This is a genomic window from Burkholderia sp. COPS (assembly GCF_019425585.1).
Lineage (GTDB): Bacteria > Pseudomonadota > Gammaproteobacteria > Burkholderiales > Burkholderiaceae > Burkholderia > Burkholderia cepacia.
This window is the reverse complement of sequence record NZ_WIXR01000051.1, coordinates 42,812-63,919: the sequence shown is the minus strand read 5'-3', so window position 1 is coordinate 63,919 and position 21,108 is coordinate 42,812. Positions and strand designations below refer to the sequence as shown.

General features: G+C 69.1%; 20 protein-coding genes. 12 read left to right on the top strand and 8 right to left on the bottom strand.

What is annotated here, in order from left to right:
• Window positions 1–62: 62 nt before the first annotated feature.
• Window positions 63–716: a hypothetical protein gene (locus FOZ70_RS32250; RefSeq protein WP_060331989.1), complete on the bottom strand. Its 654-nt coding sequence runs from the start codon at window positions 714–716 to the stop codon at window positions 63–65.
• A 570-nt stretch (window positions 717–1,286) separates the two neighbouring features.
• On the opposite strand from FOZ70_RS32250, the gene FOZ70_RS32245 reads away from it, so the two are divergent.
• The 5 genes from FOZ70_RS32245 (at window position 1,287) to FOZ70_RS32225 (ending at window position 5,646) form a co-directional block, all read left to right on the top strand.
• On the top strand, window positions 1,287–1,547 hold the full coding sequence (locus FOZ70_RS32245; RefSeq protein ID WP_042975727.1) for a phosphopantetheine-binding protein: 261 nt from the start codon (window positions 1,287–1,289) through the stop codon (window positions 1,545–1,547).
• A 110-nt stretch (window positions 1,548–1,657) separates the two neighbouring features.
• Entirely contained in the window at window positions 1,658–2,374 is a 717-nt protein-coding gene (gene fabG / locus FOZ70_RS32240; RefSeq protein WP_219707556.1) for a 3-oxoacyl-ACP reductase FabG, read from the top strand.
• 102 nt (window positions 2,375–2,476) lie between these two features.
• Window positions 2,477–3,781 carry an endoribonuclease L-PSP gene (locus tag FOZ70_RS32235; protein ID WP_219707555.1) on the top strand — a complete coding sequence of 435 codons (1,305 nt, stop codon included), beginning with the start codon at window positions 2,477–2,479 and terminating at the stop codon, window positions 3,779–3,781.
• 125 nt (window positions 3,782–3,906) lie between these two features.
• Complete coding sequence (locus FOZ70_RS32230; protein WP_042975723.1) at window positions 3,907–4,689, top strand: glycosyltransferase family 2 protein; 783 nt, start codon at window positions 3,907–3,909, stop codon at window positions 4,687–4,689.
• Between the two features lie 195 nt (window positions 4,690–4,884).
• The gene (locus FOZ70_RS32225) at window positions 4,885–5,646 is read left to right on the top strand and encodes a M48 family metalloprotease (RefSeq protein ID WP_021160648.1); all 762 of its coding nucleotides are present in this window, start codon (window positions 4,885–4,887) and stop codon (window positions 5,644–5,646) included.
• Window positions 5,647–5,756: 110 nt separating this feature from the next.
• Here FOZ70_RS32225 and FOZ70_RS32220 read toward each other — a convergent pair whose 3' ends face one another.
• The 4 genes from FOZ70_RS32220 to FOZ70_RS32205 are packed head-to-tail and all read right to left on the bottom strand — an operon-like array spanning window position 5,757 to window position 10,497.
• A complete protein-coding gene (locus tag FOZ70_RS32220) occupies window positions 5,757–7,469 on the bottom strand; it encodes a lactate permease LctP family transporter (protein ID WP_219707554.1) in 1,713 nt (570 codons plus the stop codon).
• Between the two features lie 57 nt (window positions 7,470–7,526).
• A complete protein-coding gene (locus FOZ70_RS32215) occupies window positions 7,527–8,972 on the bottom strand; it encodes a LutB/LldF family L-lactate oxidation iron-sulfur protein (protein ID WP_219707553.1) in 1,446 nt (481 codons plus the stop codon).
• The gene (locus FOZ70_RS32210) at window positions 8,969–9,700 is read right to left on the bottom strand and encodes a lactate utilization protein C (protein WP_219707552.1); all 732 of its coding nucleotides are present in this window, start codon (window positions 9,698–9,700) and stop codon (window positions 8,969–8,971) included. Before FOZ70_RS32210 ends, FOZ70_RS32215 begins: the two co-directional genes overlap by 4 nt.
• Entirely contained in the window at window positions 9,697–10,497 is an 801-nt protein-coding gene (locus FOZ70_RS32205) for a (Fe-S)-binding protein (protein ID WP_060157838.1), read from the bottom strand. The genes FOZ70_RS32210 and FOZ70_RS32205 overlap by 4 nt, the downstream gene beginning before the upstream one ends.
• A gap of 134 nt (window positions 10,498–10,631) precedes the next feature.
• Here FOZ70_RS32205 and FOZ70_RS32200 point away from each other — a divergent pair, with 134 nt between their 5' ends.
• From FOZ70_RS32200 to FOZ70_RS32180, 5 genes are all read left to right on the top strand, one after another.
• Window positions 10,632–11,348, top strand: a complete 717-nt coding sequence (locus FOZ70_RS32200) for a FadR/GntR family transcriptional regulator (RefSeq protein WP_027789137.1) — start codon at window positions 10,632–10,634, stop codon at window positions 11,346–11,348.
• A 223-nt stretch (window positions 11,349–11,571) separates the two neighbouring features.
• Window positions 11,572–13,194: a phospholipase D family protein gene (locus FOZ70_RS32195; protein ID WP_219707551.1), complete on the top strand. Its 1,623-nt coding sequence runs from the start codon at window positions 11,572–11,574 to the stop codon at window positions 13,192–13,194.
• A gap of 138 nt (window positions 13,195–13,332) precedes the next feature.
• A complete protein-coding gene (locus tag FOZ70_RS32190) occupies window positions 13,333–14,106 on the top strand; it encodes a class II aldolase/adducin family protein (protein ID WP_021161338.1) in 774 nt (257 codons plus the stop codon).
• Window positions 14,107–14,444: 338 nt separating this feature from the next.
• Window positions 14,445–14,879, top strand: coding sequence for a CHRD domain-containing protein (locus tag FOZ70_RS32185; protein ID WP_021161337.1), 435 nt, complete (start codon window positions 14,445–14,447; stop codon window positions 14,877–14,879).
• A gap of 89 nt (window positions 14,880–14,968) precedes the next feature.
• A complete protein-coding gene (locus FOZ70_RS32180; protein ID WP_219707550.1) occupies window positions 14,969–15,931 on the top strand; it encodes an alpha/beta hydrolase in 963 nt (320 codons plus the stop codon).
• On the opposite strand, the gene FOZ70_RS32175 is transcribed toward FOZ70_RS32180, so the two are convergent.
• Window positions 15,901–16,743: an EcsC family protein gene (locus tag FOZ70_RS32175; RefSeq protein ID WP_021161335.1), complete on the bottom strand. Its 843-nt coding sequence runs from the start codon at window positions 16,741–16,743 to the stop codon at window positions 15,901–15,903. The two genes, FOZ70_RS32180 and FOZ70_RS32175, sit on opposite strands and share 31 nt — an antisense overlap.
• 107 nt (window positions 16,744–16,850) lie before the next feature.
• Between FOZ70_RS32175 and FOZ70_RS32170 the strand changes: the two genes are divergently transcribed.
• Together FOZ70_RS32170 and FOZ70_RS32165 are read left to right on the top strand one after the other, a co-directional pair.
• Complete coding sequence (locus FOZ70_RS32170; protein ID WP_021161334.1) at window positions 16,851–18,446, top strand: MDR family MFS transporter; 1,596 nt, start codon at window positions 16,851–16,853, stop codon at window positions 18,444–18,446.
• Window positions 18,447–18,472: 26 nt separating this feature from the next.
• On the top strand, window positions 18,473–18,919 hold the full coding sequence (locus tag FOZ70_RS32165) for a MarR family transcriptional regulator (protein WP_021161333.1): 447 nt from the start codon (window positions 18,473–18,475) through the stop codon (window positions 18,917–18,919).
• 81 nt (window positions 18,920–19,000) lie between these two features.
• Here FOZ70_RS32165 and FOZ70_RS32160 read toward each other — a convergent pair whose 3' ends face one another.
• Window positions 19,001–19,582 carry a DJ-1/PfpI family protein gene (locus FOZ70_RS32160; RefSeq protein ID WP_021161332.1) on the bottom strand — a complete coding sequence of 194 codons (582 nt, stop codon included), beginning with the start codon at window positions 19,580–19,582 and terminating at the stop codon, window positions 19,001–19,003.
• Window positions 19,583–19,739: 157 nt separating this feature from the next.
• Entirely contained in the window at window positions 19,740–21,020 is a 1,281-nt protein-coding gene (locus tag FOZ70_RS32155; RefSeq protein ID WP_048023194.1) for an amino acid deaminase, read from the bottom strand.
• Window positions 21,021–21,108 lie beyond the last annotated feature (88 nt).

The window sequence follows — 21,108 nt, the reverse complement described above, 5'->3', positions numbered from 1 at the left end:
ATCGGTCGAAACAGGAGCGAAGGCCGGCGCGGCCGCGTTGCGGCGCCGCGCCGGCCGTGAATTCATCGTGATGCCTGCGACGCGTGTGTCGTCGCGCGATACGCGCGCACCGCGTCGACCATGCGCGGCCGCGGTTCGTGCGGCAGGGCGAAGCGTCGGCACGCGTGCTCGGCCGCGAACATCACGGCGACGAGCGGCAGCGACAGGTAGTTCGCGAACGTCGACCACGTGACGATCGGCGCGGTCGCGAACAGCAGCGTCGACACGGCGGCGATCGCGACGAAGAACAGCGTCCACGCGAGTGTGATCTGCCGCGTGTAGTGCGCGACGGCCGGCGTGATCGCGCCATGGATCATCGTCGCGAAATGCGTGCACAGCGGCACCTTGCCGGCCGCGAGCGTGCGGCCGAACAGCAGCGCCATCGCGAGGTTGAAACTCGCGTGTTCCAGGTACAGGCCCCATTCGAAGTGCCGCGCGAGCGGCACGCGCGCGGCCCACAGCGCGGCGGCGGCAAGCAGCCATGCGGACACGAACCCGATGCGATGCGGCGAGCGCAGCGCCGCGCCCAGCCCGAGCAGCAGCGGCGGCACGAGCGCCATCGCGAGGCCGAGGCCGTGCGCGCCGGGCGTCGCGGCCGCGTAGTGCGCACCGGCCTGGTATGCCGCGACGGCGCCGACCGCGGCGATGCCGCGTGCGACAGGCAGCAGCCGGCTCATCGACGGCCTCCGTGCGCGCGGCGCGAATACCCGTCACCGGCGGCCGGGCGGCGGCGGACGGACGGGCGAACCGGAACGGAGCGGAAGGACGGGCGCGGCATGACTGGCGACATCGGGCGGATCGTGGCCGGACGCGAGGGTCGGGCCGTCAAACATCATATGAAAGGCGGCCGGGACGGGTCCGGGCCGGTGGTCGGGCACGCTCATTTTAGGGCCGCGGCACCGCGTGTTCGGAGCGGGCGCGAACGGGTTTTGTAACCGATTGTATGGCGCCGGACGAACGGTTTCGCGGGGTCGGTCCATTTCCATCCAAAGCGGCTCAAGCATCTGCTGCATCCGGGGCCCGCAACGGGGCGCGGCGCCGGCTCGCCAGTCTGTAACCATTGGCGGTATACGGCCCGATACCCGTTCGTCTAGAATCCGCGTAACTTTTACAAACGATCCCCAAAAAACGCAGGCGGGGAAGCCGGCAGACGCCGGAGGGACGGAGATACGCACGCGCCGGGCGTGCATGGCGATTGCCGTTTCCGGGCGCCTTCCGCTGCCACGGGCCGCCTGCCCGCACGCATGATGAACGCACTGGAACAAGAGCTCGCCACGCTGATCATCGGCGAACTGAATCTCGAAGACGTCCCGCTCGAAACAGTGACGGCCGACACCCCGCTGTACGGCGAGGGTTTCGGGCTCGACTCCATCGACATCCTGGAAATCGCGCTGCTGATCTCGAAGAAATACGGCTTCGAGCTGCGTTCGGACAATCCGGACAACCAGAAGATCTTCGCGACGCTCGGTGCACTGGCTGCGTACGTCGCCGCGCACCGCACGAAGTGACGGCGTCGCGCACGGGCGCGGCGCGCAGATGATGACGGCACGCGGCCGCGATCGGCAGACGATACGCGACCGCGTCGATCGAGGTGGAACGCGATGAACGGAGCAATTCGATGCGGGCGCTCGTGACGGGCGGCAGCGGCGCACTCGGGCAGGCGATCTGCACGGCGCTCGCGCAGGCCGGCCATGAAGTATGGGTGCATGCGAACCGCCATCTGGCGCAGGCGGAGGCGGTCGCGCAGCAGATCGTCGCGGCCGGCGGCACCGCGCGTGCGATCGCGTTCGACGTGACCGACGCCGATGCGACGCTCGCCGCGCTGGCGCCGCTGGCCGACGATGCGCCGGTGCAGATCCTCGTCAACAACGCAGGCATTCACGACGATGCGCCGATGGCCGGCATGTCGCGCCGGCAGTGGCACAGCGTGATCGACGTGACGCTCAACGGCTTCTTCAACGTCACGCAGCCGCTGTTGCTGCCGATGATCCGCACGCGGTGCGGACGGATCGTCAACATCGCGTCGGTGGCCGGCGTGACCGGCAATCGCGGGCAGGTCAACTACGCGGCCGCGAAGGCGGGGCTGATCGGCGCGACGAAGTCGCTGTCGCTGGAGCTCGCGTCGCGCGGCATCACCGTGAACGCGGTCGCGCCCGGCATCATCGAATCGCCGATGGCCGAACAGGCGTTTCCCGCCGAACGCATCAAGCAGCTCGTGCCCGCGCAGCGCGCGGGCCGGCCCGACGAAGTCGCGGCGATGGTCGCGTACCTGGTGTCCGATGCCGCGGCCTATGTGACGGGACAGGTGCTGTCCGTCAACGGCGGGCTCGCATGACGAAGGGCGCGGCGTCGGCGTGACGAAACGCAACGCGGCATAACGCAACGCAGCGCATGCCGCGAGGTTGCGCGACCAGCGCCGCATAGTGAGGAAATCGAAGTGTCCGTGCATCCAGTCGACGCCGAACGGCGCCCGTGTTCCCTGTCGTCCTCCGCTGCGCCGCTCGCGCGCGGGCAGGCGGCGGCCGGGCCGGCCGCATTGCGACCGGGCGTGCCGCTCGCGCACGACGAGGGCCGCGCGCTGCGGCTCGTCCGGATGAGCGATGCCCGGCTCGCCGCGTTGCTGCACGATGCACGCAGCCGTGACGACGGATTCGACCACGTGTTGCCCGGCGCACTGGGCGCGGTGTGCATCGGCGCGAGCGACCTGCAGCGCACATCCCGGACCGGATCGCACGCGGACGCGGCGGCGCGGATGCTGGCCGACGTCGTGCCCGACCTGCCGGTCGCGCCGGTGCCGATGGCGCTGCTCGGCGCGGGCATCGCGCCGGACGACGCCGTCTGCGAAATCTGGCAATGCCATGCGCGTGACCTGCGCAGCGAACGACACGGCGCGCTGCACTATCGCTACAGCGAAGCGGCGGGTCTCGTGTTCGGCAGCATCGTCGTGCACGAGCGCGACACGCCCGACGCGCATCGCGACGGCGGCACGCCGCTCGAACGCGCGACGCACGATGCGTACCGCACGCTGTTCGACGTGCTCGATTCGCTCGGCATGCCGCATCCGCTGCGCATCTGGAATACGGTGCCGGCGATCAATGCGGTGCAGTTCGGGATCGAGCGCTATCGTCAGTTCAATATCGGCCGCCAGCATTCGTTCGACGCGTGCCGCCGCGCGCTGACGGGCGGCGTGCCGGCCGCGTGCGCGCTCGGTTCGGTCGTGCCGGTCGCGGGCGATGCATCGCCGGCCGCGCCGCTCGCGATCCATTTCCTCGCGAGCCGCACGCCGGCCGATCCGATTGAGAACCCGCGCCAGGTCAGCGCGTATCACTATCCGGCGCAGTACGGCCCGCGGGCACCGACGTTCGCGCGCGCAGCCGCATGGCCGGCGGGCGATGCCGCACCGGTGCTGTTCGTGTCGGGCACCGCGAGCATCGTCGGGCATCGCACCGTGCATCTCGGCGACGTCGTCGCGCAAACGCGCGAGACGGTCGCGAACCTCGCGGCCGTGCTCGAGCAGGCCGCGCGCCAGGGGCACGGCCCGTTCACGCTCGCCGACCTGAGCTATCGCGTCTACGTGCGCGACGCCGGCGATGCCGCAGCGCTGGCCGCGATCGGGCAGGTGCTGCGCGACGCGGCCGGCCCCGGCGTGCGGCCGCTCGTCGTCCATGCGGACGTGTGCCGCGACGACCTGCTGGTCGAGATCGAGGCCAGCGCGGGTCATGAGGAGGCGTGGCTGTCATGAAGCGCGAGAGCCTCACGATCCGGCAACCGGCTCCGCATTCGGGCGGCGCCGACGAAGCCTGCCTGCGTTCGCCGGCAAGTCATAAACTTTTGTCAGGATCCCCGTCTTCGCAATCGGCCGTTTCCATGTCCAAGCAGCACGCCTCGTCCACCCATCTCGTCCTGATTCCGAGCTACAACCCGGGCACCAAGGTCGACACGACCGTGCGCAATGCGCGAGCGCAGTGGAATCCGGTGTGGGTCGTCGTCGACGGCAGCACCGACGGCAGCGCCGAACGGCTGCAGGCCATGGCCGAACGCGACCCGGGGTTGCGCGTGATCGTGCTGCCCGAGAACCGCGGCAAGGGCGCCGCGGTGCTCGCCGGGCTCGACGCGGCAGCCGCGAGCGGCTTCACGCATGTATTGACGATGGATTCGGACGGCCAGCATCCGGCCGACCTGATTCCCGCGTTCATGGCCGCGTCGCAGGCCGCACCCGACGCGATGGTGCTGGGCGTGCCGAAGTTCGACGCGAGCGCGCCGCAGTTGCGCGTGCAGGGGCGCCGGCTGTCGAACGCGTGGGCCGACCTCGAGACGCTGTGGGCCGGAATCGGCGATTCGCTGTACGGGTTTCGCGTGTATCCGGTCGCGCCGCTGGCCGCGATCATGCGCCGCCAGCCGTGGATGCGCGGCTTCGACTTCGATCCCGAGGCGGCCGTGCGGCTGTGCTGGGCCGGCGTGCGTCCGATCCGCATCGACGCGCCGGTGCGCTATTTCGGCCGTCACGAGGGCGGCGTCTCGCACTTCCACTACGGCCGCGACAATGCGCTGCTCGCGTGGATGCACCTGCGCCTTTTCACCGGCTTCGTGGCGCGGCTGCCGATGCTGGTCGCGCGGCGGTTGGCGCGACGCCACGATCAGACGGCCTGAGCACGCCCGATTTTCATGCCGATCGTCGCCCGGTCGCGGCGATTGCCCCGCTTTTTGTCATCAATCCCGCGCCGGCGCACCGCTTCGTTCCAGTTTGCCGAGTAATGAACGTGTCATCCGATGTAAACATCTGGTAATTTTCTGCCGGATTATGCAAAATCGCCGCTCCCAAATAAAACTATCGAGGGATCCGGGATGCAACTCAAGAAAGCGGTGGCAGCGTGTGGCGTGGCGTTTCTGTTGAGCGCGTGCGGCGGGGTACAGAGCCTTGACGCGAACAGCCTGACGTCGGCGGGGACGAGCCTGTACAAGGCAGCGACGTTGTCGGATGCCGACATCGCCGCGCTGTCGAACGATTCGTGCAAGTCGAGCGATGCGGAATCGAAGGTCGCGCCGGCGAACAGCGCGTACTCGAAGCGTCTGACGAAAGTGATGAAGGGCTTCGGCGACATGACGCTGAACGGCCAGAAGATCAACTACAAGGTCTACATGACCAAGGACGTCAACGCGTGGGCGATGGGCAACGGCTGCGTGCGCGTGTACAGCGGCCTGATGGACATGATGAACGACGACGAGCTGCGCGGCGTGATCGGCCATGAAATGGGCCACGTCGCGCTGGGTCACTCGAAGAAGGCGATGCAGACGGCCTACGCGGTCAGCGCGGCGCGCACCGCAGCCGGCGCGGCATCGCCGGGCGTGGCGGCGCTGACGAGCTCGCAGCTCGGCGACATCACCGAGAAGTTCATCAACGCGCAGTTCTCGCAGACGCAGGAAAGCGCGGCCGACGACTACTCGTTCGACCTGATGAAGCAGAAGAACATGAACCAGAAGGGCCTCGTCACCGCATTCCAGAAACTCGCGCAGCTCGATGGCGGCAAGAGCTCGATGATGAGCTCGCACCCGTCGTCGTCGAGCCGGGCGCAGCACATCCAGGATCGCATCGCGAAGGGCAGCTGATCGCCGCCCGATGCGCCGGCTCCGTCCGGCGCCCTGGATGAACGGAACCCCACGCTTCGCGGCGTGGGTTTTTTGTTTTTCGGGGAACCGGAAAACGGCCGGCCGCTTGCTTACGGCACCATCCCCGGCAACACGTACGCCTGCACGAGCGTGATCAGGCCGACGATCACCGCGAACAGCAGGCTGTGGCGCGCGGTGAAGCGGAACAGCACCGACTCCTTGCCGACGAGGCCCGTTGCCGCGCATGCCACCGCGATCGACTGCGGCGAGATCATTTTCGCGGTCACGCCGCCCGTCGTGTTCGCGGCCACCGCGAGCGTCTCGGGTACGCCGAGCTGATGGGCCGTGGCCTGCTGCAGCGAGCAGAACAGCGCATTCGACGACGTGTCCGAGCCCGTCAGGAACACCCCGAGCCAGCCGAGGAACGGCGAGAAGAACGGGAACGCGGCGCCGGTCGCGGCGAGCATCAGCGCGAGCGTCGACGACATCCCCGAATAGTTCGCGACGAACGCGAATGCGAGCACGAGGCCGATCGACAGGATCGGGCGGGTCAGTTCCTTCAGCGTCTCGCCGAACGTGACGAGCGCGTCGCGCGGCTTCATCCGCAGCAGCACCATCGAGATCAGCGCGGTCACGAGGATCGCGCTGCCTACCGCCGACACGAGATCGATCTTCAGCACGGCGTCGAGTGCCTTCGGCGTCGCGGCGATCGGTGCGGTCTTCACGACGAGCTGGTCGAGCCCCGCCACGTGGAATTTCAGCACGGTCGACGCGAGCGCGCCGTGGGCGGCGAACAGCGCCTTGAACGGCGCGATGCTCCACACGGTGACGACGGCCGTCAGGATCAGGAACGGCGACCATGCGCGCACGGTCTGCGCGAGCGTGTACGGCGATGCCTGCCGGCTGGCGCCCGCGCCGAAGCCGTTGCGCGAGCCCGCGCCGCCGAAGCCCGCGAGCGCTGCGCCGCCGCCCGACGCAACGACGCTGCCGGCCGCCTGCTTCGCGGTGCGCGGCTGCCAGACCTTCAGGAACGCGGCGAGCGCGACGAGGCTGACGAGCGACGACGTGATATCCGGCAGCTCGGGCCCGATGTGGTTCGACGTGAAGTATTGCGTCACCGCGAAGCTGCCCCCCGCGACGAGCGCGGCCGGCCACGTCTGCCGCACGCCGCGCAGCCCGTCCATCATGAACACGAGCCAGAACGGCACCGCGAGCGACAGCAGCGGCAACTGGCGGCCGGCCATCGCGCCGATATGGAACGGGTCGATGCCCGTCACCTGTCCGGCGACGATGATCGGGATCCCCATCGCGCCGAACGCGACCGGCGCGGTGTTTGCAATCAGACACAGTCCTGCCGCGTGCAGCGGTTTGAAGCCGAGCCCGACGAGCAGTGCGGCCGTGATCGCGACGGGCGCGCCGAAGCCGGCCGCGCCTTCGAGGAACGCGCCGAACGAGAAGCCGATCAGCAGCATCTGCAGGCGCTGGTCGTCGGTGATCGACAGCACGGACGCGCGGATGATGTCGAACTGGCCGGTCTTCACGACGATCTTGTACAGGAACACGGCCGCGACGATGATCCACGCGATCGGCCACAGGCCGTATGCGAAGCCGAAGCCGGCCGCCGCGAGCGCCTGCGGCACGGGCATCCCGTAAGCGAGGATCGCGACGCCGAGCGACAGCAGCAGCGTGATCGCCGCGGCGACGTGGCCCTTGAGCCGCAGCGCGGCCAGTGCGACGAAAAAGAAAATGATCGGGATTGCGGCGACGAACGCCGACAGCCCGAGGCTGCCGAGCGGCGTATAGATCTGGTGCCAAACCTGCATGGGTGTCTCCTCCATCTGTGTCTGTCTATCTATGGGTATGGGTGGGTAAAGCGGGGGCTACTCGGGCTGGCCGCGTGCGCGCAGCAGGTCGGACAGGCTGCGCGGTGCCGGTTCGAGCGGCGTGCGGTGCTGCGTCCAGCCCATCTGTTTCGCGGGTGTCAGCGCACGCAGGCGCGTCGCGGTCCAGCGGAACGCGCGGTACGCGCGCGGATGCGCGAACGCGCCCGACCAGAAGCGCCACACGAGGTCTTCCGTGCGGGTGTAGTTCGCGCCCTGGCCGCGCAGCGGATGCGCGACGGGTTCGCCGGGCTTGCGGTTCGCCTCGGTACGCAGCCGCACGAGCAGTTGCGGGATCGGGATCCGCACCGGGCACACCTCGCCGCATGCGCCGCACAGCGTCGACGCGGTCGGCAGGTCGGCCGTCGCGTCGAGGCCGAGCAGGTGCGGCGAGATGATCTTGCCGATCGGGCCCGGGTAGGTCGTGCCGTACGCGTGGCCGCCGATGCGCGTGTAGACGGGGCAGTGGTTCATGCACGCGCCGCAGCGGATGCACTGCAGCGTCGCGCGCAGCTGTTCGTCCGCATAGGCCTGCGTGCGGCCGTTGTCGAGCAGCACGAGATGCAGCTCGCGCGGGCCGTCGCGTTCGCCGTCGCGGCGCGGGCCCGAGATCAGGTTGAAGTAGGTCGTGATCGCCTGGCCGGTGGCCGAGCGCGTGAGCAGGCTCGACAAGGGCACGATGTGCTCGAGTTTCTCGACGACCTTCTCGATCCCCATGATCGCGACGTGCGTGTCGGGCACAGTCGTCGACAGGCGGCCGTTGCCTTCGTTCTCGACCAGCCACAGCGTGCCCGTGTCGGCCGCCGCGAAGTTCACGCCGGACAGGCCGATGTCCGCCTCGGCGAACGCGCGCCGCAGGGCGCGCCGGCCGGTCTGGATCAGCTCGTCGACGTCTTCCGTGTAGCGCGTGCCGGGGATGTGGGCCTCGAACAGTTCGGCGATGTCGCCGCGTGTCTTGTGGATCGCCGGCATCACGATATGCGACGGCTTCTCGCCCGCGAGCTGCACGATGAATTCGCCCATGTCGGATTCGATGCAGTCGACGCCGTGCTCCGCGAGGTAATGGTTCAGCTCGATTTCCTCGCTCGCCATCGACTTGCCCTTGATCACGCGGCGCGCCTTCTTCGCCTGCGCGATGCCGAGCACGATCGCGTTCGCGTCGGCGGCCGTCTCGGCCCAGTGCACGTGCACGCCGGCTTCGGTGAGCTTCGTCTCCAGCCGTTCGAGCAGCGCGGGCAACTGCGCGAGCGCGTGTTGCCGCACCGCTTCGCCGAGGTCGCGCAGCTGCTGCAGCTCGGCGTCGTCGGGGAACTGCGTCGCGCGCTTGCCCTGCAGGAAGTCCATTGCGCCGCGAAAGCTCCGGCGCAATGCGGGATCGTCGAGCGCGGCGCGTGCGCGGGCCTTGAAGTCGCCGGGGGCGACGAATTGCAGCGTGTGGTCGCTCATTGCGGGAGGTCCTCGCGGGCGGTTGCAGCCGGCGGGGCGGCGGAATCGGTGACGATCACGACCCACAGGCGGCGCGGGCCGTGTGCGCCATAGGCGAGCGTCTGCTGGATGTCGGACGTTTTCGACGGGCCCGACACCAGCACCAGGTTGGTCGGCATGCCGGCGTGCCAGCGCTCCGCGTGGACGGCCGCGTGCAGGTCGGGATGCAGCGTGCTCGCATGGACGAGCGCGACATGCAGCGGCGGCACCAGCGACACCGTGCGCGGCGTGCCGGCATCGGGGGCGAGCACGACGGTGCCGGTGGCCGCGATGCCCGAACGCGCGACGGTGAAGCCCGCGTCGATCGTGTCGAACAGCTCGGCCTTCCACGCGTCGATCGGCCGGTCGAACGGCACGGGCGCGACCGTGTCGGGCAGCGCGCGGGCGAGTGCCGCGGATTCGGCGCGGGCCGGGTCGAGCAGCAGCCGGCGCACGCCGGCTTCGGCGAGCCGCGCGGCGAGTTGCGCGGGCCATGCGTCGCCGGTCGCGCACCAGACGTCCGCGTGCGACGCGGTGAGCGCGGCCTGCATCGTGTGGGCGAGCGTGTGCGGATCGTGTGCGGTCCCGGCCTGCGAGCGGCGCGTGTCGTAATGCGTGTCGATGCGTGCGTCGAGCGCGCGGCCGGACGTGGCGGCGACGCCCGGCGCGGCGGCGCGCAGCCGCGCGAGGATCGCGTCGCGCGCGCTCATCGCTGGTCTCCGCGCAGCGACGCGGCGCTTGCCGTGCGCCGCCACAGGAAGCTGGCGAGGTGCTCGACCGGCAGCGCCGCGCCGGCCTTGGCCGCCGCGTGGCCGATGTTCAGCAGGCAGCCGCAGTCGGCGGACACGAGCCGGTCGCAGCCCGTCGCGCAGGCCGACGCGACTTTGTCGCGCACCATCGCGCCGGAGATGTCGGGATGTTTCAGCGAGAACGTGCCGCCGAAGCCGCAGCATTCGGATTCGCGTTCGTGTTCGACGCGCGTCACGCCCGGCAGTGCGTCGACGAGCGCGACGCCGTGCCCGCGCGTGCCCATCTCGCGCCGCGCCGCGCACGACGTGTGCAGCACGACGCGTTCGTCGGGCCCGGCGCCGGCCGTCGCCGCGTCGAGCCGCACGTCGAGCACGTGGACGAGGAATTCGGCGAGTTCATAGGTCCGCTCCGCGATTGCGCGGGCTCGCGGGCCGTACACGGGATCGTCGGCGAACAGCGCCGGCCAATGGTGGCGGATCATCCCCGCGCACGAGCCGGAGGGCACGATCACGGGCCACGCTTGCGCGAACAGGTCGAGCTGCGCGGCTGCGACCCGGCGCGCTTCGTCGGGATTGCCGCTGCTGTAGGCCGGCTGCCCGCAGCAGCTCTGGCCGCGCGGATAGTGGACGGTCAGGCCTTCGCGTTCCAGCAGTCGGACCGCGTCGAGCCCGGCTTCGGGGACGAACAGGTCGACCAGGCAGGTCGCGAACAGATAGACGTGCGCGGGGGCGGCGGCGGGGTATTGCCTTTCGTTCATGTCTCGCTCCAGTGGCGACGGCCCGGCATGCGGATGCGGGACGACGATTTCGCTGCATAATTCCCGCGACGGCGCTGCGGCTCAAATTGGTTGGGCCAATCGGCGCGGCACGCATTGAGCGGGGAGACGCGACGATGGCAGCGATGACGGCACGGGGCCGGACCGAAGGGGTGATGCGCAAGATCGAGACGGCACTGCTCGACGGCACGTGGCCGGCCGGCGCACGCCTGCCGGCCGAGCGCGTGCTCGCGCAGCAGTACGGGGTTGCGCGTAATACGGTGCGCGAGGCGACCCAGCGGCTCGTCGCGCGCGGGCTGCTGCAGAGCCGGCGCGGCGCGGGCGTCTACGTGACGGACCAGTTGCGCGCCGGCATCGCGTCGCCGTGGGGGCAGCTGGTCGCCGATCACCCCGCGCTGCGCGACGACATCCTCGAGTTTCGGCGCGTGCTCGAAGGCGCGACCGCGTATTTCGCCGCGCTGCGCGCCGACGCGCACGACCGGCGCCGGATCCGTGCGCTGCTGCGCGAGCTCGAAACCGCGCACGCGAACGGCGCGGCGGCCGTCGAAGCCGCGACCGACGCGAAGCTGCACGAGGCAATCGCGCTCGCGTCGCACAACACGATGTTCCTGCACCTGCATACGAGCGTGATCGGGATGCTGCGCGAGCACATCTCGATCAACGTGGCGGGCATGACGACGCACGACGAGCACGCGTCCGAACTCCTGCTGCTGCAGCACCGCGTCGTGTGCGACGCGATCTGCGCGCAACGGCCCGAGGAGGCGCGCACCGCGATGCAGACCCATATCGACTACGTGCGCAGCCATTTCGAGCGCAGCGGCGACGAGGCCTGAGATTGGTCGGACTACTTCGGTGCGAGGCCCGCCCGGCGGGCACCTTCGGTGCGGCGGGCCTCGATGCCCGGCACGCGCGCGCACGCCCGCGGTTCGAGGACGTCGGTGCCGCCCGCGCGATTGACCGGTTCATCGGGCGCCTACTAGAATCGGCCGGAACCGCGCGCCAGCCGCGCGCCGCGGCGCATGCGGGCCCTGTGTTCCGCCAGTCGAGGAAGTCTTCGTGTTCACGTCCCTGATCCGGCGCGCACCGGCCGCGCTGTCGTGGCGCGCCGCATGCCGCCCGGCCCGCGCGCTGGCCGCCGGCCTACTCCTGTCGCTCGTCGCCGCGTGCGCGACGCATCCGCCCGCCACCACGCTCGATCGCCCGGTCTCCCATGCGTTGCCGCCCGATACCGCGACGCCGTTGCGCGATGCGCTGGCCGCGCCCGAGGTCGCGCATCCGGGCCAGTCGGGTTTCCGGCTGCTGGCCGACGGCGCGCAGGCGTTGCAGATGCGCATCGCGCTCGCGCGCGCCGCGACGAAGACGCTCGACATGCAGTACTACATCGCGACCGAGGACACGACCGGCAAGCTGCTGCTCGCCGCAGCGCTCTACGCGGCCGATCGCGGCGTGCGCGTGCGGATGCTGGTCGACGACCTGAATTTCCGCGACATCGATCGCGTGATGGCCGCGCTGAACACGCACCCGAACATCGAGATCCGCGTGTTCAACCCGTTCGGCGCATCGCAGGGGATGGTCGAGCGCACGGCCAACTTCTTCACGCGCATCGACAGCTTCACGCGCCGGATGCACAACAAGGCGATGATCGCGGACAACCAGATCGCGATCGTCGGCGGCCGCAACCTCGGCGACGAATACTTCAGCGCGAGCCCGACGCTGCAGTTCCGCGATCTCGACGTGCTCGCTGCGGGCCCCGTGACGAACGACGTCTCGGCGAGCTTCGACACCTACTGGTCGAGCGCGAGCAGCTATCCGCTGCGCGTGCTGAATCATCAGTCGTTCGATCCGAAGGAGCTCGACGCGATGCGCGACGAGCTGCGCGAGCACTGGCGCAAGAATGCCGATCCGTACAACGCGAAGCCGCTGAACGCGACGCCGCTCGCGCAGCAGATCGCGCGCGACGAGCTCGGGCTCGTGTGGGCGCCGGCGGAGTTCAAGGTCGACGCGCCCGACAAGGTCGCGCAGCCGACCGACGCGTACGTGAGCCCGCCGATGCAGCGCCTCGTCGAGCTGACGCGCGGCGCGCAGCGGGAATTCCTCGCGTTCTCGCCGTATTTCGTGCCGCACGACGCGGGCGTGAAGATCCTCGGCGACACGACCGCGCGCGGCGTGCGCGTCGCGATCCTGACCAATTCGCTCGCCGCGACCGACGCGGTCGCCGTGCAGGCCGGCTACGGGCCGTACCGCGTGCCGCTGCTGCAGCACGGCGTCGAGTTGTACGAGTTCAAGGCGCAGCCGGGTCGCCAGCGTCCGCGCCTGTTCGGGTCGCGTTCGCGCGCGAGCCTGCACGCGAAGGCGTACGTGATCGACCGGAAGATCCTCGTGATCGGCTCGATGAACCTCGATCCGCGTTCCGCGCACCTGAACACCGAACTGGCGCTGGTGATTCATAGCCCGGCGCTCGCCGAGCAGGTCGCGCAGATCTTCGCGCGCGCGGCGCAGCCGGACGAAAGCTACCGCGTGAGCCTCGTGACGCCGGCGGGCGGCGGCACGCCCGAACTCGAATGGACGGGCACGGACGACGGCAAGCCCGCCGTCTATCACGTCGATCCGCACGCGGGGCTGCTGCGCAACCTGATGACCGGCGTCTTCATGCTGCTGCCGGTCGACGACCAGCTTTAGGGGACGGAAGCGCTCCGGCTAAACCCGCGTTTCCGGTGCGCGGGCAAAGGTGATATGGTTGTGCGCGCAACGAGTGTGGCGCGCCGGCCGGCGCCGCCGGGCGGCCCGTGCCGCGCACATCCGCAACCGGAGTTCCCCATGCAACGTGTCCCGAACCAGCCGTTCACGCGTCCCGCCCGTTTCTCCGAAGCCGAATGGCAGGCGCGCGTGCAGCTCGCGGCGGCTTACCGCATCTTTGACCATCTCGGCTGGACCGAGCTGATCTACAACCATATCTCGCTGCGCGTGCCGGGCGAGGACGGGCACTTCCTGATCAACCCGTTCGGGCTCCATTACCGCGAGGTGTGCGCGTCGAACCTCGTGAAGATCGACATCGACGGCAACGTGATCGGTCATTCCGACTGGCCGATCAATCCGGCCGGCTTCACGTTCCACAGTGCGATCCATGCGGCGCTGCCCGATGCGCACTGCGTGATGCACGTGCACACGACGCCGACGATGGCCGTGTGCTGTTCGCGCGACGGGCTGTCGTTCTCGAATTTCTATTCGGCGCAGCTGTACGGGAAGATCGCGTATCACGACTTCGAGGGCATCACCGTGCATCTGGAGGAGGGGCGGCGCATCGTCGAGAGCGCGGGCGGCCGGCCCGTGCTGCTGTTGCGCAACCATGGGCCCGTGACGATCGGCGCGACGCTCGCGCAGACGTTCTCGCTGATGTGGCTGCTCAATCGCGCGTGCGAGGTGCAGGTCGCCACGCATGCGATCGGCGACGCACTGGCGATCGCGCCGCCCGTGCTCGAAGGGTGCGTGCGCGATTCGCTGAATTTCGATCCGAAGCATGGCGCGGGGCAGGATGCGTTCGACGCACTGCAGCGTATCGTCGATCGCATCGATCCCGGCTATCGGGCGTGACGCGGGGCGGCGTGATCGCTTCGTGAGGTTCGATGCGGCAGGTCCCGAATCCGGCGGCGGGCAAAAAAAACGCGGCCGGGTGGCCGCGTGAATACTCGCAGACTCCTTCGGACGAAGGAAACAAGCAACTGTGAGATGAAGTGTAGCGAAAGGCCGCACGCGGATTCAGCCATCAGGCTGCAAAGGTCCCTTCCAGCCTGAGGCAGACTGGCCTGCCGAGCGCGCTGCGGCGTTTTGCGGCATGGCCGTTCGGCGGGCTCCCGGATCGGCGGCGATCGACTACCATCATGTGTGGCGCCGCCGTTCGGTCGGCGTACAACGTCGTACAAGGAGAGTCCATGCTCAAGCTGCGTTTGCTCCAGGTCGCGTTACTCGCGGGTGTGCTGGCCGCCGGCACCGCCGCCGCCGAAACGGTGCGCCTGTCCGCCAATCTCCAGCCGTCGAGCGAGGTGCCGCCGACGGCGACCAAGGGCTCGGGCGACGTCGAGGCCACCTACGACACGGCAACGCACATGCTGCAGTGGACGGTCCGTTACGAACACCTCACCGGCCCGGCCACCGCCGCGCATTTCCACGGGCCCGCGCCGGTCGGCCAGAACGCGGGCGTGCAGGTGCCGATTCCAAAGGACGAGCTGGCGAGCCCGATCAAGGGTTCGAAGGCACTCACCGACGCACAGGTCACCGACCTGATGGGCGGCAAGTGGTATTTCAACGTCCATACGAAGGAGCACCCGGCCGGCGAGATCCGCGGCCAGGTGATGCCGGCGAACTGAGCGCCGGCGTTTGATATGGAGGCACCTGTCGAGCGGTGCGGGAACGATCGCACGTACCATCGTCACACTGCGAATACGGAGTGCGTCCGATGAGTTGGCAAAGCAAGTTCGCCTGCTGGCTGCTGCGCAGGCAGTTCCGTCCCGAGACCACGCGCGAGGTGCTCGATCCCGCCCGCGCACGGCGCTTTACCGACTTGCGGATGATGGCGCCGCGCCGCGCGCCGTCGGGCTACCGGTTGCGCCAGTGCTACGGCGCGGGCGACGCGCCGCTGCGCGGCGAATGGCTCGAACGCACCGACGCGGCTGCGGGGCGCGGGCCGGGCCGTACGCTGCTGTACTTCCATGGCGGCGGCTATTACTTCTGTTCGACGAAGACCCATCGGCCGCTGGTGTTCGGCCTGACGAAGCGCGCGGGCGTGCGCTCGTTCTCGCTCGACTACCGGCTTGCGCCCGAAAACCGTTTCCCGGCCGCGCTCGACGACGCGCTGGCCGCGTACCGGCAGCTGCTCGCGCTCGGCACGCCGCCCGAATCGATCGTGTTCGGCGGCGATTCGGCGGGCGGCGGCCTCGCGCTCGCGACGCTCGTCGCGCTGCGCGATCGCGGCGAGCCGCTGCCGGCCGGCGCGATCCTGTTCTCGCCATGGACCGACCTGGCCGCCACCGGCGCCACGCTGCGCACGAACGACGGCGCCGATCCGATGTTCGCGGGCGCGGCGCTGCCGAAGGCCGCGAAGCTGTACCTCGGCGACGAGCCGGGGACGAATCCGTACGCGTCGCCGCTCTATGCGGATTTCGCGGGCCTGCCGCCGCTGTATATCCAGGTCGGCAGCACCGAGGTGCTGCTCGACGATTCGCGCCGCGTCGCCGAGAAGGCGAAGGCCGCCGGGGTGGCGGTGGAGATCGAGGTGTGGCCGGACATGCCGCACGTGTGGCAGCTGTACGTGCCGATGGTGCCGGAAGCACGCGACGCGCTCGACCGCGCGGCCGCGTTCCTGCGCCGCGTCGCGGTCGAGCGCGCGGTTCAGCGCGCCGGCGAGACGTCGATTGCCTGATAGGCGGCCTTGACGGCCGCCGGGCCGTACTTGCGCTCGAGTCGGCGCACGGTGAAGTGGCCGTGCGCCATCTGCTGGAAGTGGTCGATGAACAGCGTATTGACGGTCGCGCCGAGCACGGCGCCGATCGCCGGAATCGACTTCGCGGCCATCTGCTCGGTCACCTGCACCGAGAAGCGCGACGCCACCGTCTGCACGAGCTTGAACACGGCCGCCGAGCTGTGCGCGGCGATGCCCTTCGTCGTGATGTCGGACGACGCCTTCGAGATCGCCTGCGCGAGCGCGCCGCGCAGCACGAAATAACCGAGATCGGCGTCCTCTTCCTGCTTGTCCGGGTTGCCGCCCATGCCGAGCACGGCCAGGCATTGCAGCTGCGTATCTACCGAGCCCAGGTCTTCACCCTCGCTGCGCGCGATGTCGCACACGGAGCGGAAGATCAGCGTCGTCGTCACCGGCAGCTCGACCGGCAGCGCGAGAAAGCCGAACGCGCCGCCCGCCGCGCCGGTCGTCGCGACCGCGAGCTTGTGCAGCAGGTTGCTCGGCTTGTCGGGCTCGGCGTCCGGCGCGGGCGGCTTGCCGAGCGTGCGCAGCGCGATGTTCAGGCACTTGCGCAGCGCGAGCTGCGTCGCGTCGTTGATCTTGCCGGTCGCGAAATCCGGCAGCCGGGCGATCATTTTCTCGACCGGTGCGCCCAGCATGCCCGTCAGCTTCATCGTCAGCGACGGGCTTTCCAGCACCTGCTTCGCGCGCCACAGCGCGTCCCGATCGTCCTGCGACAGCGTGGTGGCGGGGGGGATTGAAATCGGTTCCATCTTTCTCCTTGGCGGTCTGGAACGGTTTGACCGTCGCCAGCCTAGATTACTCCCGCATGCTAGAATTTCGAGATTGTTTGACTCGTCAAAAGTTGCGCCAACAAAAAATGGCCGTCCATACAGCCGCCCACCATTCGAGCGGGCAAGTCCTGCCGTTCCGCGAATCGCTGCTGGCGATGATCGGAATCTCGTTCGTCACCATGCTCGTCGCGCTCGACCAGACCGTCGTCGGCACCGCGTTGCCGACCATCGTCGCCGAGCTTCGGGGGTTCGACCTGTACGCGTGGGTCGCGACCTCGTACCTGCTCAGTTCCGTGATCACGGTGCCGATCTTCGGCCGGCTCGGCGACTATTACGGGCGCAAGCCGTTCGTCATCGTGTCGATCGTCGTGTTCACCGGCGCGTCCGTGCTGTGCGGAATGGCGAACGACATGCTGATGCTCGTGCTCGCGCGCGGGCTGCAGGGGATCGGCGGCGGGATGCTGGTCGGCACCGCGTTCGCGTGCATCCCCGACCTGTTCCCCGATTCCGTCGTGCGCTTGCGCTGGCAGGTGCTGATGAGCTCCGCGTTCGGCATCGCGAACGCGGTCGGCCCGTCGCTCGGCGGCGTGCTGACCCAGTCGTTCGGCTGGCGCTCGGTGTTCTACGTGAACCTGCCGATCGGCCTGCTGTCGCTGCTGTTCGTGTGGCGTTACCTGCCGCACCTGCGCCACGTCGAGCACGATCGCAAGATGCGGCTCGACTGGCCGGGCGCGCTGCTGATCGCGCTGTCGCTCGGCGCGCTGCAACTGTTCGTCGAATGGCTGCCGAAGTACGGCGTCGCGAGCTGGGCGTCGCTCCTGCTCGTCGTCGCGGTCGCGGCCGGTTTCGGCCTGTGGCACTGGGAGAAGCGCTGCGCGCAGCCGATCCTGCCGTTCGACATGTTCGGCAACCGCGCGCTGTCGGCGCTCTTCGTGCTGGCGATCCTCGCCGGCTTCTCGATGTTCTCGCTGCTGTTCTACGCACCGCTGCTGTTCCAGGGCGGCTTCGGGATGTCGCCGAAGGAGGCGGGGCTCGTGATCACGCCGCTCGTCGTGTTCATCACGATCGGCAGCATCATGAACGGGCGTGTCGTCACGCGCATCCGCAATCCGAATGCGATGCTGCACGTCGGTTTCGTGCTGTTCGCGATCACCTGCGCGGGCGTCGTCGTGTCGACCCACACGACGCCGAAATGGCTGCTGATGGCGCTGATGGTCGCGGGCGGCATCGGGCTCGGCTTCGTGCTGCCGAACCTCACCGTATTCGCGCAGCAGACGGCCGGCCGCGAGCACCTCGGCATCGCCACGGCGCTGCTGCAGTCGCTGCGGATGGTCGGCGGGATGATCGGCACCGCGCTGACCGGCACGCTCGTCAACCAGATGTACTCGGGCGGCGTGCGCGATGCGCTGTCGGCCGATCACGCGATGCAGTGGCACGCGCAGCTCGCCGATCCGCAGATCCTGATCGATCGCGCCGCGCAGGGCGGCCTTGTCGCGGAGCTGACCCGTGCCGGGCATAATGGCGCGCTGCTGCTGGAAGCGGCCCGCGAATCGCTCGTCGGCGCGATTCACGTGGGCGTCGCGATGGCGGCCGTCGTCGCCGTGGTGTCGGTGTGGCAGTGCCGCCGCGTGCCGCCGATCGCGCTGAGGCGCAAGATCGAACCGCATGTCGCGGCCGATTGAACGATTGAACGAGTAGAACTGAGCGCATGGAAGAACAGGACCGCGTCGCGATCTTGCAGCAATTCGGACGGACGTATCGCGCGTTCATGACCGCATTCGAGACGCACGTCGGGCAACCGATGCCGCGCTGGCGCATCATGGTCGCGTTGCACACGATGGGCGGCCATTCGTCGCAGAAGAAGCTCGTCGAAGTGCTGCGCATCGATCCGGGCGCGCTCACGCGCCAGTTGAAGTCGCTCGACGCGCTCGGCTGGATCGAGCGCGAATCCGACGCACGCGACAATCGCGTGACCAACGTGACGCTGACGGACGCTGGCCGCGCCGCGTTCGACGCATGCCTGCCGCGCCGCAAGGCGTTTCTCGAACAGACGATGGCGCAATTGCCGGACGACGTGCTGAATGCGCTGTCGGGCGCGCTGGCGATGCTGGAGTCGCGGATCGCGGACGTCGGCTCGACGCCGGCCGCGCGTTGAAGCACGGGGCAGGGCGGCGCAGGCCGGCGTGAATGCGCCGCGCCGGCCCGGCACTTCATCTCATTTCGCTTCCCTGCGGGTTCAAAGCTCGATGCGCGTGCCCAGCAGCGCGAGGAACTGCGCGAGCCAGGCCGGATGCGCGGGCCACGCGGGCGCGGTGACGAACGGCGCGTCGGTCACGGCCGCGTCGACCGGAATGTCCGCATATTCGCCGCCCGCGAGCTTCACCTCGGGCGCGCAGGCCGGGTAGGCCGAGATGCGCTTGCCGCGGATCACGTCGGCGGCCGCGAGCAGTTGCGCTGCGTGGCAGATCGCGGCGATCGGCTTGCCGGCTTCGGCGAACTCGCGCACGAGCGAGATCACCTTCGGATCGAGTCGCAGGTATTCGGGGGCGCGGCCGCCCGCGATCGCGAGCGCGTCGTAGCGCGAGGCGTCGACGTCGTCGAATGCCGCGTTCAGCGTGAACTGGTGGCCGGGCTTCTCGGTGTAGGTCTGGTCGCCTTCGAAATCGTGGATCGCGGTCTTGATCTTGTCGCCCGCGCGTTTGCCCGGGCAGACTGCATCGACGTGGTGGCCGACCGCCTGCAGCGCCTGGAACGGCACCATCGTTTCGTAGTCTTCGGCGAAATCGCCGGTCAGGAACAGGATCTTCTTCGCGGCCATGGCTTTCTCCAGTGGAGCTGCGTTGAGGGCCCGCCGCGGCAGACGAATGCCATGCCCGCCCGGGGCCCCGAGGACGAAAGCGCAGTGTACTCCGGCCGCTTGAAGCGCGCGTGACGGCCGCCCCGCGCGCGCGGCGGGGCGGTGCGCGCGACGTGCGTCAGAAGAAGGTTTCGACGACTTCCGTCACGCGGAACTGCGGATCGAGCACGAGCACCTGGCGCCACTTGTCGAACGTCAGGCACGGGTGCGAGATGTCGAACGCGACCATGTCGCCGACCTTCACGTCCGCGCCCGGCGGGATCTGCAGGTACGCGTGCTGGTCCATCATCCCGGTGACGGCCCAGCCTTCGGCGGCGGCGACGTCGCGCGGGGCGGTGTCGCGGCCCGGGCGGAAGTGGCGCGCCGGCTCCGGCAGCCCCGCGTCGAACGCCGCGTCGCGCTTGCCGAGCGCGACGATCGCCCGGTCGGCCTCGGGCACCGACTGCACGTAGGCCCACAACTGCAGCGCGGGCAGCAGCCCTTCGCCCATCGTGCGTGCGATCGGGTTGCGCGCGAACACGTCGGTCTGCGCCTTCTTGTAGATGCCGACATCATGCGTCAGGTAGCAGCCCGGACGCAGCACGACTTCCGCGAAGCCCGCGTCGGACGCCTTCGCGAATTCTTCCGCGACCACGTCGTACCACGCCGAACCGGCGCCGGACAGTATCGCCGGCGTACGCGCGAAGCGGCCGGCCTCGGCCAGTTCGCGCGTGAGCGCGACCGCTTCCTGCAGGAACGTGCGGATCTCGCCTTCCTCCTTCAGCACGCCTTCGTAGAGTTCGATGCCGGCCAGCTTCAGCGTGTCCGGATAGCGCGCGATCGCGGCGAGCACGGCCTCGCGCTGCGCGGCATCGCGCACACCCGCGCGGCCGCCCGGCACGCCGAGCTCGAGCAGCACGTTCAGCGGCTTCTTCAGTGCGCCGAAGAAGCGGCCGAGCTGGTCGACGCTCTCCGCGGAATCGACGAGACAGAAGAATTCGAAATCGGGATCGGACAGCAGCCCCGCGATGATCGTCATGTTCTGGCGGCCGACCAGCTGGTTCGCGAGCAGCACGCGCCGCACGCCACCGTGATACGCGGCTTGCGTCTGGTGCGCGGTCGCGAGCGTGATGCCCCACGCGCCGGCGTCGAGCTGGCGGCGGAACAGTTGCGGCGCCATCGTCGTCTTGCCGTGCGGCGCAAACTTGACGCCGTACTTCTGGACGAATGCCTGCATCCAGTTCAGGTTGTGTTCGATGCGATCCTCGTAAAGCACGGCGGCCGGCAGGCTGACGTCTTCCGCGAGCAGGTTCCACTCGAGGCGGCCCGCGTCGCCGAGCGGCACGCTCGCGCTCGGCAGATTGCCGAGGCCCTTGCCGAACGGATCGATCGTCGCTTCCTGATAGTTTGTAACTTTCATGTCATCCCGCTCCATCATCACTATGCATTGCACTGAAGTTGACACGCAGATGGTACAGAAAGTAGCATCTGCGCGGTGATGTTATTTA

Coding starts and splice junctions, on each gene's coding strand:
- FOZ70_RS32180 (WP_219707550.1), top strand. CDS start 14,969: ATGAGTTGGCAAAGCAAGTTCGCCTGCTGGCTGCTGCGCAGGCAGTTC.
- FOZ70_RS32175 (WP_021161335.1), bottom strand. CDS start 16,743: ATGGAACCGATTTCAATCCCCCCCGCCACCACGCTGTCGCAGGACGAT.
- FOZ70_RS32170 (WP_021161334.1), top strand. CDS start 16,851: ATGGCCGTCCATACAGCCGCCCACCATTCGAGCGGGCAAGTCCTGCCG.
- FOZ70_RS32250 (WP_060331989.1), bottom strand. CDS start 716: ATGAGCCGGCTGCTGCCTGTCGCACGCGGCATCGCCGCGGTCGGCGCC.
- FOZ70_RS32215 (WP_219707553.1), bottom strand. CDS start 8,972: ATGAGCGACCACACGCTGCAATTCGTCGCCCCCGGCGACTTCAAGGCC.
- FOZ70_RS32155 (WP_048023194.1), bottom strand. CDS start 21,020: ATGAAAGTTACAAACTATCAGGAAGCGACGATCGATCCGTTCGGCAAG.
- FOZ70_RS32185 (WP_021161337.1), top strand. CDS start 14,445: ATGCTCAAGCTGCGTTTGCTCCAGGTCGCGTTACTCGCGGGTGTGCTG.
- FOZ70_RS32220 (WP_219707554.1), bottom strand. CDS start 7,469: ATGCAGGTTTGGCACCAGATCTATACGCCGCTCGGCAGCCTCGGGCTG.
- FOZ70_RS32200 (WP_027789137.1), top strand. CDS start 10,632: ATGGCAGCGATGACGGCACGGGGCCGGACCGAAGGGGTGATGCGCAAG.
- fabG (WP_219707556.1), top strand. CDS start 1,658: ATGCGGGCGCTCGTGACGGGCGGCAGCGGCGCACTCGGGCAGGCGATC.
- FOZ70_RS32190 (WP_021161338.1), top strand. CDS start 13,333: ATGCAACGTGTCCCGAACCAGCCGTTCACGCGTCCCGCCCGTTTCTCC.
- FOZ70_RS32225 (WP_021160648.1), top strand. CDS start 4,885: ATGCAACTCAAGAAAGCGGTGGCAGCGTGTGGCGTGGCGTTTCTGTTG.
- FOZ70_RS32230 (WP_042975723.1), top strand. CDS start 3,907: ATGTCCAAGCAGCACGCCTCGTCCACCCATCTCGTCCTGATTCCGAGC.
- FOZ70_RS32165 (WP_021161333.1), top strand. CDS start 18,473: ATGGAAGAACAGGACCGCGTCGCGATCTTGCAGCAATTCGGACGGACG.
- FOZ70_RS32245 (WP_042975727.1), top strand. CDS start 1,287: ATGAACGCACTGGAACAAGAGCTCGCCACGCTGATCATCGGCGAACTG.
- FOZ70_RS32160 (WP_021161332.1), bottom strand. CDS start 19,582: ATGGCCGCGAAGAAGATCCTGTTCCTGACCGGCGATTTCGCCGAAGAC.
- FOZ70_RS32205 (WP_060157838.1), bottom strand. CDS start 10,497: ATGAACGAAAGGCAATACCCCGCCGCCGCCCCCGCGCACGTCTATCTG.
- FOZ70_RS32210 (WP_219707552.1), bottom strand. CDS start 9,700: ATGAGCGCGCGCGACGCGATCCTCGCGCGGCTGCGCGCCGCCGCGCCG.